Origin of the sequence: Aquibaculum arenosum, assembly GCF_029222965.1 — a bacterium.
Lineage (GTDB): Bacteria > Pseudomonadota > Alphaproteobacteria > Kiloniellales > DSM-21159 > Aquibaculum > Aquibaculum arenosum.
The window spans coordinates 60,863-74,498 of the sequence record NZ_JARHUD010000007.1; the positions used below are offsets into that span (position 1 = coordinate 60,863).

Consider the following 13,636-nt stretch of genomic DNA (forward strand, 5'->3'; position numbering starts at 1 on the left):
CCGGGTTACATCTCGCCGCTGGCCACCGCTGCCGCGCTGCGGGCCACATCGGGGACGTAGGGCTTGCTGGCGAAGTGTTCGAGACCGTCACCGGCAAAGGCGAGACCGGCGTCCTTGATCGCCGAGTCGGGCACCCGGTCCAGGGGCACGTAGGAGCGGTCATCCTCCCGGACATAGGCGTCGTTGCTTGCGGCGTTGTAGCAGATCAGCAGGGTCCAGCGGCGCTTGTCCGATCGGTTCTGGTCGGAGCGATGCAGGGCATTGCAGTGAAAGATGACCGCATCGCCAGGGTCCAGTTCGCAATAGACCACCTCGTGCTTTTCCAGGATGTGCTCCATGCGCTCCGGATCGGCGGCATTCTGTTTGCTGCTGACCGGCACGTGATCGATGCGGCCCAGGTGGTGCGAGCCCTTGACGATCTGCAGGCAGCCGTTCGTGCGGTCCGTCCTGTCGAGAGCGATCATGCAACTCAGCATGTTCGGCCGCAGGCAGCCGTTGTAGTACCAGTAGCCATAGTCCTGGTGCCATTCCCAGGCGCCGCCGACACGCGGCTCCTTGGCGGTCAGCTTCGACTGGAAGTGATAGACCTCCTCACCCAATAGATCCTCGGCCGTGTCGACCATGCGCGCGCAGCGTGCCGCCAGGCCGTAGACGCTGTTGCCGGCGCGGTTCCATAGGCTGATCCGGGTGGCCGCACCATCGGCATCTGCCCGGTCGATCATGTGGGCACGGATTGCCGGATCCTCTTCCATCGCACGGCGCAGCAATCCGGTTTCCTGCGCATCGAAGAGGCCGCGCACGAAAACCAGCCCGTCCTCTTCGAAAGAGCGCTTCTGCTCGGGCGTCAATATCGAGGTCATGGGCTTCCTCCTGTGTACGTGTCTCTTGTGGTGGAGACATACATGTTTTCGAATAATGAAAAGAGTTTTTGTTATTCAATAAAAGTGGTAGGCTGCGGGTATGAACTTGTCAATCGACGCGACCGATCCGGTCGTCACCCGCCCGCGCTCGGGGTACCACACGGCAACCCTCGGTAAGGGGCTGGAAGTTCTCGAGGCCCTGTCGCACCTGGAGTCAGCCAGCCTGACGGAGCTTTCGCGAAATCTGGGCTTCACCAGCCCGACGCTCTTTCGCATTCTCGCTACGCTGGTCGACTGTGGCTTCGTTACGAAGTCGGTGCGCGACAGCCGCTATCGGCTGTCCCTGCGCAGCTGGGAGATCGGGGTGCGCGCGATGGCGCGGATTTCGCCGCGCGAAGTCGCGCTGGGGCGCATGGAAGCACTGGCCGCCGAACTGAACGAAAGCCCGCATCTTGCGGTGCTCGAGGGCTCCGGGGTCGTGATCCTGGAAAAGGTCGAGTGCCGGCAGCCCATTCGCGTGGAGACCTATGTGGGCTTACGCGCACCCGCCTTCTGTTCGGCAATGGGCAAGGCGATTCTGGCCTACCGCAAGGAAAGCGATCTTGAGGAGCATGTTGCCGAGCCTTTGATCCCCTACACGGAGAACACGCTGGTCCGGCGCGAGGATCTGCTGCGTGAACTGGCTCGCGTGCGCGAACAGGGCTATGCCACGAACCGCAGCGAATGGCATGCGGGGGTTTGTGCCCTGGCGGTGCCGCTGTTCGAGGCGGATCGCAGTGTCAGGAGCGCGCTCAGCGTGACCATGCCCACCGAGCGCTTCAGCGAGGAACGGCTGCACGAACTCCTGCTGCCGGAGCTGCAGCGGGCAGCGGCCGATATCTCACGCGATCTTGGCGGCAGGCCGCCCCGGCGCTGACCGGAAGAGCCGGCGACTCTGCACGCACAGAAACCGGCTGCTGCCCGCCCTCAATCGAGAGGCTGGTTGAGGAGCTTGCCCAGGTCGCGGTGTAACTGGGCGTTGGCGGCGAGGATGGAGCCGCTGTCTAGGGTCATGGCCCGTCCGCCGATCTCGCTCACCTGTCCGCCTGCCTCGCGCACCAGAAGGATGCCAGCGGCGATGTCCCAGGACTTGAGGCCGCGTTCCCAGAAGCCTTCGTAGCGGCCGGCCGCGACATAGGCGAGATCAAGTGCGGCAGTGCCCCAGCGTCGCACGCCGGCCGTCGCCGCCATTACCTTTTCCAGTTCTTCGAGGAAGGCCTTGTGGCCGGCGCGGCCCTTGAAGGGAATGCCGGTGGCAAAGAGGCCCTCGTCGAAGCGGCGGCGGCCGGAGACCCGGATGCGCCGGTCGTTGAGGAAGGCGCCCTGGCCCTTCTCCGCGGCGAAGAGTTCGTCCTTGATGGGATCGAGGATCACCGAGGCGATCACCTCGCCCTTTTCCTCCAGCGCGATGGAAATGGCGAAGTGCGGCAGGCCGTGCAGGAAGTTCGTGGTGCCGTCGAGCGGGTCGACGAGCCAGCGGCGCGTTTCGCCATTCTGGGCACTGCTGGCTCCGGACTCTTCCATGAGGAAGCCATAGTCAGGCCGTGCGCGGCTCAACTCCTCGCGCAGGATTTTCTCCGCCTTGAGGTCGGCAGTGGAGACGAAGTCTGCCGGACCCTTGCGCGATACCTGGAGGTTTTCCACCTCCCCGAAGTCGCGCTTCAGGTGGCGCGCGGCCTTGAAGGCCGCACGGGTCATGACGGTTATCTGCGGAGACTTTAGGGACATGACTTCTCAGTGCTAGCGTAAAGGATAGACCAGCCTCAAGGGCTGCCGTAGGCGATGAAGTGGGGGTTCTCGAAACCGGGCTTGCCGTAGGTCAGGGGCTGTTCGTCTACCGTTTCCACGCGACCGCCAGCCGCTTCCAGAACGGCTTGTCCAGCCGCCGTGTCCCATTCCATGGTGCGCCCGAAGCGGGGATAGATGTCCGCCTTGGCGCTGGCAATCAAGCAGAACTTAAGCGACGAGCCTGCAGAGACCCGGTCCTTCACCGTAAAGCGTGCGAGAAACTGGTCGAGATCACCGCCTGAGCCATGGCGACGGCTGGCCACAATAGTGGCGCCATCGTTCGGGCAGGCGCGGACGCGAATCGCCACACCAGGGCCGTCGCCTTCCGAATAGGCGGCCTGGGACTGCCCGTTGATCCGCGCACCGATCCAGGTGGCGTCAAGCGCCGGTGCATGCACGACGCCAGCGATGGGGCGGCCGGCGTCCACCAGAGCGATGTTCACGGTGAACTCGCCGTTGCGCGAGAGGAACTCCTTGGTGCCGTCCAGCGGATCCACCAACCAGAAGCGCCCCCCCTTGACCACATCGGGCAGTTCGCCGGCCGATGCAGCTTCTTCCGAGATGATCGGAATGCTGGGCGTGATCTGCTTCAGCGCCTGCAGGATGAAGCGTTCGCAGGCTTCATCTGCGGCCGTCACCGGCGAGGCGTCATCCTTGTCCCGTACCTCAACGGCGTCGCCTTGGGCATAGTATTCCAGCACCACCTTGCCGGCCTGCTCGGCAAGTGAGCGCAGCACGGCCAGCAGGTCCTCCGCCGAGGCCTCGTCTGGCAGAGGGCTGAAAGTGGGGTCAGTGACCATGGGGTATCCTTATTCTGCTGCGGCCCGCCCGGCGGTACGGGCCTCCTGGATCGCGCGCCAGACCTTCTCCGGTGTGGCGGGCATATCGATCTGTGCCGGGCCGATGGGCGAGAGCGCGTCGATGAGCGCGTTGATGATTGCCGGAGGCGCACCGATTGCGCCGGCCTCGCCCGCACCCTTCACTCCCATGGGATTGGTCTTGCAGGGCAGATCCTCGACAAGGTTGACCTCGATCGGCGGCATGTCGTCTGCCCGCGGCAGGCAGTAGTCCATCAGGGAGGCGGTCAGAAGCTGGCCTTCCTCGTCGTAGACCGTGTGCTCGAGCAACGCCTGCCCCAGCCCTTGGGCGGCACCGCCGTGGACCTGACCGGCGGCCATCATCGGATTCACCACGGTGCCGAAGTCGTCGACCACGAGATAGCGTAGGACTTTGGTGACGCCGGTATCCTCATCCACTTCGAGCTCGCAGACGTGGGTGCCGTTCGGATAGGTGAGTGCCTCGGCCGTGTAGTCGCCGGTCGCCTTCAGTGAGTCGTCGGCGCCGGGGATAGAGCCTTCGCCCAGAGCTTTTGCCAGGCCCTCAAGGGAGACGCGGCGATCGGTGCCGACGATGGAAAAGGTGCCGTCGACGAACTCGATGTCCGCGGTTGCGGCTTCGAGCAGTTGGCCGGCGAGTTTGCGACCCTCTTCGATCAAGAGGTCAGCGCCGCGGTTAATGGCAACACCGCCCATCAAAAGCGAGCGGGACCCACCGGTGCCGCCGCCCTTCTTTACGATGTCGCTGTCGCCCTGGATCATCCGAACCTTCTCCGGATCCACGCCCAGCTTGTCGTTCAGGAGCTGGGCATAGGCGGTGTGATGACCCTGACCGTTGGTCATGGTCCCGATCACCAGGGTGATGCCGCCGTCCTCGTCCAGGGTGAGGCGTGCTTCCTCCTGCCCCATGCCGGAGCAGGCTTCGACATAGGAGGCAAGCCCGATGCCGAGCAACTTCCCCTGTTTGCGTGCTTCGGCCCGACGCTGCGCGAAGCCCTCCCAGTCGGCCAGCTTGGTGGCCTGCTTCAGGAGGCGCGGATAGTCGCCACTGTCGTAGACTGGGCCCATGCCGGAGTTGTAGGGCAGGTCTTCCGGCTGCACGAAATTGCGCAGGCGAATCTCCCGCGCATCCAGGCCCGCGACCCGTCCAGCTTCATCCACCAACCGCTCCATCAGATAGGCGGCCTCCGGGCGGCCAGCGCCGCGGTAGGCATCCACCGGAACGGTGTTGCTGAAAGCGCAGCGCACCTCGGCGTCAATGGCCGGGATCTTGTAGAGTCCCGTGAACATCTGGGTGGAGGCGCCAGTGGGGATGTAGGTGCTGAAGTTGGAGAGATAGGCGCCCAGATTGGCCTGGGTGCGCACGCGCAGGCCCAGGAAGTGCCCCTCTGCGTCCATGGCCATTTCGGCCCTGGTCACATGGTCGCGGCCTTGAATGTCGGACTGGAAGGCTTCGCCACGCGAGCTGGTCCATTTCACCGGTCGTTGCAGCCGCCGCGCGGCGAAGAGCACACAGACCTGCTCCGGGTAGCAGAAGATTTTCATGCCGAAGCCGCCGCCCACATCGGGCGTTATGATGTGCAGCTTCTCCTCAGGAACTTTGAAGATGTTCTCGCTGAGCTGCCCCTTGAGCCGGAAGATGCCTTGGCTGCCCGAGACCAGCGTCAGTCGTTCGCTCTGCGGATCGTAGTCGCCGATGGCGCCGCGCGGCTCCAGGGAGTTCACCACGATACGGTTGTTGATCAGGTCGACCGTGGCGACCTTGGCAGCCTTGGCAAAGGCGTCCTCAATGTTGGCGCCGTTGTCCTGTCGCCAGTGCAGCGCCAGGTTGCCGGGGGCCGCGTCGTGGAGTTGAATCGCCCGCTCGGCCAGGGCGTCAGGCGCTGAAATGACCGCCTGCAGCGGCTCGTAGTCGACCATCACCAACTCGGCGGCCTCTTCTGCCGCTTCTTGGGTCTCAGCGACCACCAGGGCCACCGCCTCGCCCACGTGGCGTACGCGACCCTTGGCGAGGGCCGGGCGCGGGGGCTGGCGGGCCGGCTCGCCGTCGATGCCCTTCATCGGCGCTAGGCAGGGGATTGTCCCGATACCATCGGCGTCGAGATCGGCGATGGTGAAGATGGCCAGCACGCCTTCGACGGCGGCCGCATCCTCTGTGTCGATCGAGGTTATCTCGGCGTGGGCGTGCGGCGAGCGGACGAAGACGGCGTGTGCCTGACCGTCCAGATTGACATCGTCCAGATAACGCCCTTCACCGCGCAGAAGACGAACGTCTTCCAGTCGCTTGATGCCCTGACCAACACCGAACTGGCCCATTCTTCACTCCCGTTCGCCAATGTTGCCATGCGCCATGGCGGGATCCGCCGGAACGGCGCGCACTATAGGCAAGGCCGACGGGGACGCGAAAGGGCCAATAGGGACGGAGCCTCCGACGCTGGCGCGAGCGCGCCGGTCAGTGCGACATGAGCACCGGCACGGTTTGATGTTCGAGGATGTACTGGGACACACCGCCGAAGAGCAGGGAACCCAGCTTGCCGCGGCCGAAAGCCCCCATCACCAGCACGTCGGGATCGCTTTCCTGGCAGTAGGAAAGAATCGTTTTGCCCAGGCTGCCCTTGATTTCCAGCGGCACATGGCGGGCGTCGATGCTGTGGCGCTTCAGGTGAGCGATGATGTCGTGCTCGCCGGCCCAGCCGAGAATCGCTTCCTCGCTGCTGCTGTTGACGGTCACCACGTCCAGGCGCTTCTTGGTTTCCAGGATCTGCATGGCGTCAGTCAGCGCCCGCGTGGCGGAACGGCTGCCGTCCCAGGCCACCGCCGCTTCCTCCTTGAAGGGTCGGATGGAATAGCCCTTGGGAACCATCACCAGCGGCTTGCCGGAGCGTACGATCACTTCCTCCGGCTGTACCGCGCGCCCGCCCATGCGCACCGCACCCTCGAACTGGCCGGTGATGAGCATGTCGAAGGAGCGCGACATGCGCGCCAGAGTGAGGCCGGGAGGCCCATTGGCCGACACCCATTCATGAGGAACCTCGGGCGCGGTTTCCTGCACCGCTGCAAGAAATGAGGCTTCAATGCCGGCGACAGCCTCCAACTGGACCTGGCGCATCTGCTTGAGGAAGTCGGCGCCAATCCAGTGGCGGATCTGGCTCTCGTATTGCTCCGGCGCGAAAACATAGGCACCGGTGACACTTGCCCCGTACTTCTTCGCCATCTGCAGGGCGAATCGAAGCGCGTGTTTCGAATCCTCATCACCCTGATAGGCGACCAGCAGGTCCTTGATGGCCATCGCGATGCTTCCTTCCTTTCCTGTCGCCTTGCGGCGCCCTTGTTGTGCACAAGCATGGTATAGGCAACTGCTTCATGCTCCAAATCGTGATTGTTAGAGTGGGATGGGATCGATGGGTGAAGGCTTTTGGTGGCGAAGCCTGCTGTTCACGTTTGTGCTCTTGGCTCCATCGGCGGCCCAGGCCACGCCGGAGCTTGCGGTGGAGATCGCCGGCGAGCGGATCATTCTGAGCGCCGAGGAACTGCTGGGGCGCCCGGACACGCAGGATCTCTCCTTGAAGCAGGACGTGGCCTACAGGAAGGCGATGCAGTATCGCGCCTTGCCGATGGCGGACCTCCTATCGGCCCATTCCGTCTCGCCGGATGAGGAGATTGAATTCATCGCCAGCGACGGCTTCGCCTCTCTGATCCCTGCGGCGCTGCTGTTGGGCGATGGCGAGGAGAGCGCGGTGGCCTGGCTGGCGATCGAGCCGCCAGATGCCCCCTGGCCGGCTCTGCCCGGCAAACAGATCAGCGCCGGTCCCTTCTATCTCGTCTGGACCGATGCCGAGAAGAGCGGCATCCGAAGCGAACAGTGGCCTTACGCGGTGGTGCAGGTCCGCAACGTGGCGCCAGCTGCGACGCGCTGGCCGGAAATCGCGGTGGCCGATGACCTGCCGGCGGAGGATCCCGCCCGGGCCGGCCAGGAGGTTTTCGTGACCCAATGCATGGCCTGTCACACCCTCAACGGCGCCGGCAGCGCCACCAAGGGACCGGATCTCAATCAGCCGGCCAATCCCACGCGCTACTTCACCGAGGAGGGACTGCGGCGTTTGTTGCGCGATCCGGCCGCGCTGCGCAGTTGGCCCGGCATGCAGATGCCCGCCTTCAGTCAAGAAATGTTGAGCGAGGCAGAGTTGGACGCAGTGATCGCCTACCTGCGCCACATGGCAGACCACTGACTTTCATTCCGTGCCACGTCGGAGGGCGCGGCCCGGTCGGGCGCCGCTGTGCCGGCCGTCCTTCCAGACGCTCACGCCGTTGACCCAGACCTGCTCGATCCCCGCGGCAGGCATTTTGGGTGCATCGAAAGTTGCCCGATCGGCCACGCTGTCTGGGTCGAACAGCACCAGATCGGCGTAGGCTCCGACCGCAAGGTGGCCCCGGTTGGCCAGCCCGAAGCGCTCTGCGGACAGCGCCGTCATCTTGTGCACGGCCTCTTCCAGGGAGAAGAGCTTTTCGTCCCGGGCGTAGTGGCCGAGCACGCGCGGAAAGGTGCCCCAGAGACGGGGATGCGGGTGCACATCGTGTGGCAGGCCATCGGAGCCGATCATGGTCCCGGGATAGGCGAGAATCCGGCGGACGTCCGCCTCGTCCATCATGAAAAAGATGCCGCCGGCCGGCAGCAGGCGCTGTACCGCCTCGGACTGATCGACACCCCATTCGGCGGCCAGTTCCGCCAGGTCGCGGCCGCTGGCCTCCGGGTGGGGCTCGGACCAGCTCACCACCACCTTGCTCGACTCGTGCAGCAGATCGTTGGCGAGCGTCGTCGAGCCCGCCACGTAGGGATAGGCGTCGAGGCTCAGTTCCTGCACTTTGCGGGCGCGGTCGATTAGGGCGAGCGTCTCGACCGAACGGCCGTGATTGTGCTTCCCGGCGCATTTGTGATGGGAGATGACCACGGGCACGCCGGCTTCCCGGCCGATGCGGAAGGTTTCCTCCAGGGACTGCTGCACCAGGGCAGACTCGTCGCGCATATGGGTGGTATGCACTGCACCGAAGCCGGCAAGTGCCTTGGCGAGTTCGATCACCTCTTCGGTGGGTGCGGCCTTGGCCGGCGCATAGAAGAGCCCGGTACTCATGCCGATGGCGCCGGCCTCCAAGCCCTCCTCGAGCAGCGCGCGCATCTGCTTGATCTCTCCGGCATCGGCTGGACGGTCGAGGCTGTCCATGACGCCAGCACGCAGTGATGAATGCCCTACCTGGGCCACGGCATTGACCGCGGCCGGTGCGTCGTCCAGGGCGGCGAAGTATTCCCGCATGGTGCCGAAGAACCCCTGGGCCGACTCGCTGACCAGATCGAGCGGCGGGGGCGGACGCTTGCTGATGGTCAGGGGCGCGAGACTGACGCCGCAGTTTCCGGCGACCACCGTGGTGACACCCTGACTGACCTTGCAGGTCATCTCCGGATCAGCGAGCAGTGCGCGGTCGTCGTGGGTGTGCACGTCGATAAAGCCCGGCGAGACCGCCTTGCCGACGGCATCGATCTCTGTACCTGCCTCGACGTTCCGGAGGTCACCCAGGGCGACAATGCGCTCATCGCGTATGGCAATGCCACCGCGGCGCGCCGGGGCACCGCTGCCGTCGATCAGCCGTGCGTTGGTGATTGCCAGATCCGCTTGAATGCTCTGATTGCTCATGCGTTGCGCCCTTTCGGCTTTCTGTCGTCCCGTGGCATGCTAGACGCAAATGCGGACTATCTGAACCACGCGGTTTCCATTTGGCGCCTGTGAATAATCGGGCGGAAAGGAAGGCAGGAGGTGAGGGCATCATGAGCGGCTGCGGCAGGCACACCATTCATCGCAATCACTCCCACTGTGGCTGGAGCAACGCCAATCCTCCGGTGCTGGCCATAGCGCCTGGGGAAAGCGTGGAGTTCGAGGTCTTTGATGCGTCGGGCGGACAGCTTAATCCGCAGTCCGAGGCGGGCGATATCCTCCGCTTCGATTTCGACCGTATCAATCCGGTGACCGGCCCGGTTCGTATCGAAGGCGCAGAGTCGGGCGATGCGCTGAAGGTGACACTTCTGTCCTTCAAGCCCTCGGGATGGGGCTGGACGGCCTGCATCCCGGGTTTCGGCCTCCTGGCGGACGACTTCCCTGATCCGGCACTGCACCTTTGGCAATATGATGCTCAGAGCCTGGCGCCGGCACTCTACGGTCCGGGCGGGCGTGTGCCGCTCAAGCCTTTCACCGGGACCATCGGCGTTGCGCCGGCCGAGGCTGGGACCCATTCCATCGTTCCGCCGCGCCGGGTGGGCGGCAACATGGACGTGCGCGACCTGGCGGAGGGCAGCACGCTCTATCTGCCGGTGGAGGTGGACGGCGCGCTCTTCTCCGTGGGAGACACCCATGCGGCCCAAGGAGACGGGGAGGTCTGCGGCACGGCCATCGAGAGCCCCATGAGCGTCGCCTTGAAGTTCGAGCTGATGAAGGGTGCTGCACCCGCAACACCGCGCTTCACCACACCGGGGCCGGTCACCCGCCATCTGGACGAGGCCGGCTACGAGGTGACCACGGGTATCGGTCCTGATCTGATGGAGGCCGCCAAGGATTCGGTGCGCCGGATGATCGACTTGCTGGCGGCACAGCACGGCATGACCCCCGTGGATGCCTACATGCTCTGTAGTGTCTGTGGCGACCTGCGGATCAGCGAAATCGTGGATGCGCCCAACTGGCTCGTGTCCTTCTACTTTCCGCGGATGGTTTTCACTTGAGCAGCAGTCTGCTTGTTATAAGGCCCTACGTGCGTGATGACCTCGATGCGACGATCGAGATCTTCCTTCGGGCGATTCAGGAAACGGCTTCGGCAGATTACACGCCCGCGCAAGTAAATGCCTGGGCGCAAGTGAACAAGGATTCCTGGATAAAGCGGCGGCAAGGCCGTGCCATCTGGATGGCGTTGGTCGACAATACTCCTGCGGGATTCGCTGAATTTGAGCCGGACGGCCACATCGACATGCTGTTCGTCCATCCCTCGTTTGGCGGGACAGGCGTGGCCGCAGCCCTGCTCAGAACCATCGAGCAGGCTGCGATTCAGCGAGGCGCGCCTCAACTGTTTACGGAAGCCAGCATCACGGCGCGCGGCTTCTTCGAACGGCAGGGGTTTCGGACGATTGCCGCGCAAAGTGTCCCCTGTAGAGGGGAAAGCTTGACGAACTACCGGATGGAAAAAATTATTCAGGCGCCAAGCTGTTAGCGCCAGTTGCTACAAGGGGAGGGGAAGTGGAGCCATTCGATATTGTGGGCCTAGGCGAGCCGATGGTCGAGTTCAGCCAAGTGCCGGGCTCGGCCGAGCGCCGCAACTATCTCCAGGGGTTCGGTGGCGACACGTCGAACGCGGTGATTACCGCCGCCCGTCAATCCGCGCGCTGTGGCTTCGTGACCGCGCTGGGTCACGACCCATTCGGCGATGCACTGGAGGAGCTCTGGACTGAGGAAGGTGTGGATTGCAGTGGTGTTGTGCGGTTTGCGCAGGCACCCACGGGCATATACTTCATCACCCACGGCCCCGACGGCCACGCCTTCACCTACTGCCGCGCGGGTTCAGCCGCCAGTCGTCTCGGGCCCGAGGATCTGCCATTGCCGGTCTTGCGCAACTCCGGTTTCCTTCATGTCTCTGGCATCAGCCAGGCCATTTCCGACCGGGCCTGCGACGGCGTGTTTCGCGCGATCGATGAGGTGCGCGCGGCCGGCGGACGCATCTCCTATGATACCAACCTGCGCCGGCAGCTCTGGCCGTTGCCCCGTGCGCGGGCCGTCATTCACGAAGCCATACGTGGAGTGGACGTCGCACTGCCAGGGCTGGATGACGCGCTCGCCCTGACTGGGCTGAGCGATCCGGAGGCCATCGTCGACTTCTACCTGGGTCTGGATTGTCGTCTGGTCGCGCTCAAGCTGGGGGCCAAGGGAGTGCTGCTTGCCACGGGGGAGCGGCGCGCGCTGGTCCCGGGCTTCCCGGTGGAGGCCGTGGACGCCAGCGGCGCGGGCGATTGCTTCGATGGCGCCTTCCTGGCCGAACTTACGCGCGGAACGGATCCTTTCGACGCGGCGCGCTATGCCAATGCCGCCGCCGCCCTGTCCACCACCGGCTACGGTGCCGTGGCGCCCATACCCAGACGCGCCGAGGTGGAAGCCTTTCTTGCCCAAAGGAGCGAGGCATGACCTTCGCCATGGCCGGTCTGCTGGATCGGGCTCCGGTGATACCCGTGCTGACGCTGGAGCGGGTGGAGGATGCGGTGCCACTTGGAAAGGCTCTGTTGGCCGGGGGCTTGCCGGTGATCGAGATCACCCTGCGCTCGGCGGCAGCCCTGGATGCCGCGCGGGCCATGATTCAGGCACTTCCCGACGCGCTGGTCGGTTTGGGCACCGTGCTAGATCGCGCTCAGCTGCACGCCGCTGCCGAAATCGGCGCGGCCTTCGCGGTCAGCCCCGGCGCCTCAGCCGGATTGTTGCAGGCGGCGCAAGCGGAAGACATGCCACCTCTTCTGCCGGGCGCTGCGACTGCAGGAGAGGTGATGACTCTGCGGGAAGCAGGCTATAGGGATATGAAGTTCTTCCCGGCCGAAGTCGCGGGTGGCATTGCCTGGCTTAAGGCAGTGCAGCCGGTCTTTCCCGATTGCCGCTTCTGTCCCACCGGTGGAGTCAGCGCCGAGCGCGCGCCGGACTACCTGTCGCTGGACAATGTTGCCTGCGTTGGCGGCTCCTGGATCGCGCCGTCTGCGGCCATCCGCCGGGGGGCCTGGGAGGAGATTGAACAGCGAGCCCGTGCGGCGGCAGGAGTGAAGAAATGAGCGACGGCAAGAAGCTGGCACTGGTCACCGGCGGAACCCGGGGCATTGGCCTGGGGATAGCAGAAGGACTGCTCGAAGCCGGATGGGAGGTGCTGGCGGCTGGTCTTCATCCGCTCGATGCTCCGGCGCGCCCGGGCATGACGACAACCCATCTGGACGTTACCGATCAGGCGGCGGTGGACGCGCTGGTTTCCGGTCTCGACCGCCTGGATGCGCTGGTGAACTGCGCCGGCATCATTGGCCGCGGCGGGGCGGAGTATGATGTCGAGACCTTTCAGAAGGTGGTGGAGGTGAACCTCACCGGCACCATGCGCCTGTGCGTGGCCTGCCGGCCGCTGTTGACGAAAAGCGGCGGCGCGATCGTTAACACCGCCTCGATGCTGAGCTTCTTCGGTGGCCCGATGGTGCCGGCCTACACAGCGAGCAAGGGCGGCGTGGCCCAGTTGACCAAGGCGTTGGCTGCCGCCTGGGCCGCCGAAGGCATCCGGGTCAATGCCGTGGCCCCTGGCTGGATCTCGACCGACCTGACCCGCCCCCTGCAGGAGGATGAAGCGCGCAATGCCGCCATCCTGGCCCGAACACCGCAGGGGCGCTGGGGGACGCCGCAGGATATCGGCGGCGCGGTCGCCTTCCTCTGCTCCGACGCCGCCGCTTTCGTCAACGGGGTGGTCTTGCCCGTGGACGGGGGCTATCTGACAGTCTGAGTTTCCCTGCGTAGGAGGGCGCCTTCCCGGACGCCCGGTCCACGCGCCACTGCTTTGAGAGGTCCCGATGAGCCCATCGACCCATCCGCTTTCGCCGAAGGAAATCGTGCAGACCGCCATCCCGGAAGATGAGCGTGTCTGGGTGCCGCAGGCACCGAACGTCTGGTTCCGGCCCCTGATGCTCAACACCGTGGCCGGACAGTGGTGCAACCTGTTGCGGGTGCGCAAGGCGGGCGTGCTGAGCCGCCACCTGCATCCGGCACCGGTCCACGGTTTCGTGCTGAAAGGCTCCTGGTACTATCGCGAGCACGACTGGGTGGCGCGCGCCGGTGACTACGTCTTCGAGCCGCCGGGCGAAACCCACACGCTGGTCGTGCCCGACGACGTGGAGGAGATGATCACCTTCTTCAACATCTCCGGCTGCATGTACTACGTGGACGAAGACGGTAATCACACCGGCTTCGAGGACGTCTTCGCCAAGATCGACATGTGCCGCCGCCACTACGAAGAGGTGGGGCTCGGTGCAGACTATCTGGATCAGTTCATTCGGTGATCAGCTACGCCTAAGTA

The 13,636-nt window shown here is 64.7% G+C and carries 14 protein-coding genes; 8 read left to right on the forward strand and 6 right to left on the reverse strand.

The annotated features are described in order from the left end of the window. Positions 1-5 precede the first annotated feature (5 nt). The gene (locus P2G67_RS12120; RefSeq protein WP_275823459.1) at positions 6-860 is read right to left on the reverse strand and encodes a phytanoyl-CoA dioxygenase family protein; all 855 of its coding nucleotides are present in this window, start codon (positions 858-860) and stop codon (positions 6-8) included. A 100-nt stretch (positions 861-960) separates the two neighbouring features. Between P2G67_RS12120 and P2G67_RS12125 the strand changes: the two genes are divergently transcribed. Further along, positions 961-1,776, forward strand: a complete 816-nt coding sequence (locus P2G67_RS12125; protein WP_275823461.1) for an IclR family transcriptional regulator — start codon at positions 961-963, stop codon at positions 1,774-1,776. Between the two features lie 50 nt (positions 1,777-1,826). Here the strand turns inward: P2G67_RS12125 and P2G67_RS12130 are convergent, their stop codons facing one another. From P2G67_RS12130 to P2G67_RS12145, 4 genes are all read right to left on the reverse strand, one after another. Next, complete coding sequence (locus tag P2G67_RS12130) at positions 1,827-2,627, reverse strand: inositol monophosphatase family protein (protein WP_275823463.1); 801 nt, start codon at positions 2,625-2,627, stop codon at positions 1,827-1,829. Between the two features lie 35 nt (positions 2,628-2,662). Then, a complete protein-coding gene (gene cysQ / locus P2G67_RS12135) occupies positions 2,663-3,487 on the reverse strand; it encodes a 3'(2'),5'-bisphosphate nucleotidase CysQ (protein ID WP_275823465.1) in 825 nt (274 codons plus the stop codon). A gap of 9 nt (positions 3,488-3,496) precedes the next feature. Next, the gene (locus P2G67_RS12140) at positions 3,497-5,839 is read right to left on the reverse strand and encodes a xanthine dehydrogenase family protein molybdopterin-binding subunit (RefSeq protein ID WP_275823467.1); all 2,343 of its coding nucleotides are present in this window, start codon (positions 5,837-5,839) and stop codon (positions 3,497-3,499) included. A 136-nt stretch (positions 5,840-5,975) separates the two neighbouring features. Continuing rightward, entirely contained in the window at positions 5,976-6,812 is an 837-nt protein-coding gene (locus P2G67_RS12145; protein ID WP_275823469.1) for a universal stress protein, read from the reverse strand. A gap of 112 nt (positions 6,813-6,924) precedes the next feature. Between P2G67_RS12145 and P2G67_RS12150 the strand changes: the two genes are divergently transcribed. Then, positions 6,925-7,752 (forward strand): cytochrome c, encoded by an 828-nt coding sequence (locus P2G67_RS12150; RefSeq protein ID WP_275823470.1) that lies wholly within the window; start codon positions 6,925-6,927, stop codon positions 7,750-7,752. A gap of 3 nt (positions 7,753-7,755) precedes the next feature. Here the strand turns inward: P2G67_RS12150 and P2G67_RS12155 are convergent, their stop codons facing one another. Next, a complete protein-coding gene (locus P2G67_RS12155) occupies positions 7,756-9,210 on the reverse strand; it encodes an N-acyl-D-amino-acid deacylase family protein (RefSeq protein WP_275823472.1) in 1,455 nt (484 codons plus the stop codon). 131 nt (positions 9,211-9,341) lie between these two features. Between P2G67_RS12155 and P2G67_RS12160 the strand changes: the two genes are divergently transcribed. The 6 genes from P2G67_RS12160 to P2G67_RS12185 all read left to right on the forward strand — a co-directional run bounded on the left by P2G67_RS12160 (position 9,342) and on the right by P2G67_RS12185 (position 13,619). Next, positions 9,342-10,286: an acetamidase/formamidase family protein gene (locus P2G67_RS12160; RefSeq protein WP_275823474.1), complete on the forward strand. Its 945-nt coding sequence runs from the start codon at positions 9,342-9,344 to the stop codon at positions 10,284-10,286. Then, positions 10,283-10,768 carry a GNAT family N-acetyltransferase gene (locus P2G67_RS12165; protein ID WP_275823476.1) on the forward strand — a complete coding sequence of 162 codons (486 nt, stop codon included), beginning with the start codon at positions 10,283-10,285 and terminating at the stop codon, positions 10,766-10,768. Before P2G67_RS12160 ends, P2G67_RS12165 begins: the two co-directional genes overlap by 4 nt. Positions 10,769-10,794: 26 nt before the next feature. Further along, positions 10,795-11,733: a sugar kinase gene (locus tag P2G67_RS12170; RefSeq protein ID WP_275823478.1), complete on the forward strand. Its 939-nt coding sequence runs from the start codon at positions 10,795-10,797 to the stop codon at positions 11,731-11,733. Continuing rightward, positions 11,730-12,362: a bifunctional 4-hydroxy-2-oxoglutarate aldolase/2-dehydro-3-deoxy-phosphogluconate aldolase gene (eda, locus tag P2G67_RS12175; protein ID WP_275823480.1), complete on the forward strand. Its 633-nt coding sequence runs from the start codon at positions 11,730-11,732 to the stop codon at positions 12,360-12,362. Before P2G67_RS12170 ends, eda begins: the two co-directional genes overlap by 4 nt. Next, positions 12,359-13,066, forward strand: coding sequence for an SDR family NAD(P)-dependent oxidoreductase (locus P2G67_RS12180; protein ID WP_275823481.1), 708 nt, complete (start codon positions 12,359-12,361; stop codon positions 13,064-13,066). The genes eda and P2G67_RS12180 overlap by 4 nt, the downstream gene beginning before the upstream one ends. Positions 13,067-13,133: 67 nt before the next feature. After that, complete coding sequence (locus tag P2G67_RS12185) at positions 13,134-13,619, forward strand: 2,4'-dihydroxyacetophenone dioxygenase family protein (RefSeq protein ID WP_275823484.1); 486 nt, start codon at positions 13,134-13,136, stop codon at positions 13,617-13,619. Positions 13,620-13,636: the final 17 nt, after the last annotated feature.

Bases quoted from the DNA above. Each gene is read 5' to 3' on its own strand.
- P2G67_RS12120 (WP_275823459.1), bottom strand. From the start codon at position 860: ATGACCTCGATATTGACGCCCGAGCAGAAGCGCTCTTTCGAAGAGGAC.
- P2G67_RS12125 (WP_275823461.1), top strand. From the start codon at position 961: ATGAACTTGTCAATCGACGCGACCGATCCGGTCGTCACCCGCCCGCGC.
- P2G67_RS12130 (WP_275823463.1), bottom strand. From the start codon at position 2,627: ATGTCCCTAAAGTCTCCGCAGATAACCGTCATGACCCGTGCGGCCTTC.
- cysQ (WP_275823465.1), bottom strand. From the start codon at position 3,487: ATGGTCACTGACCCCACTTTCAGCCCTCTGCCAGACGAGGCCTCGGCG.
- P2G67_RS12140 (WP_275823467.1), bottom strand. From the start codon at position 5,839: ATGGGCCAGTTCGGTGTTGGTCAGGGCATCAAGCGACTGGAAGACGTT.
- P2G67_RS12145 (WP_275823469.1), bottom strand. From the start codon at position 6,812: ATGGCCATCAAGGACCTGCTGGTCGCCTATCAGGGTGATGAGGATTCG.
- P2G67_RS12150 (WP_275823470.1), top strand. From the start codon at position 6,925: ATGGGTGAAGGCTTTTGGTGGCGAAGCCTGCTGTTCACGTTTGTGCTC.
- P2G67_RS12155 (WP_275823472.1), bottom strand. From the start codon at position 9,210: ATGAGCAATCAGAGCATTCAAGCGGATCTGGCAATCACCAACGCACGG.
- P2G67_RS12160 (WP_275823474.1), top strand. From the start codon at position 9,342: ATGAGCGGCTGCGGCAGGCACACCATTCATCGCAATCACTCCCACTGT.
- eda (WP_275823480.1), top strand. From the start codon at position 11,730: ATGACCTTCGCCATGGCCGGTCTGCTGGATCGGGCTCCGGTGATACCC.
- P2G67_RS12180 (WP_275823481.1), top strand. From the start codon at position 12,359: ATGAGCGACGGCAAGAAGCTGGCACTGGTCACCGGCGGAACCCGGGGC.
- P2G67_RS12185 (WP_275823484.1), top strand. From the start codon at position 13,134: ATGAGCCCATCGACCCATCCGCTTTCGCCGAAGGAAATCGTGCAGACC.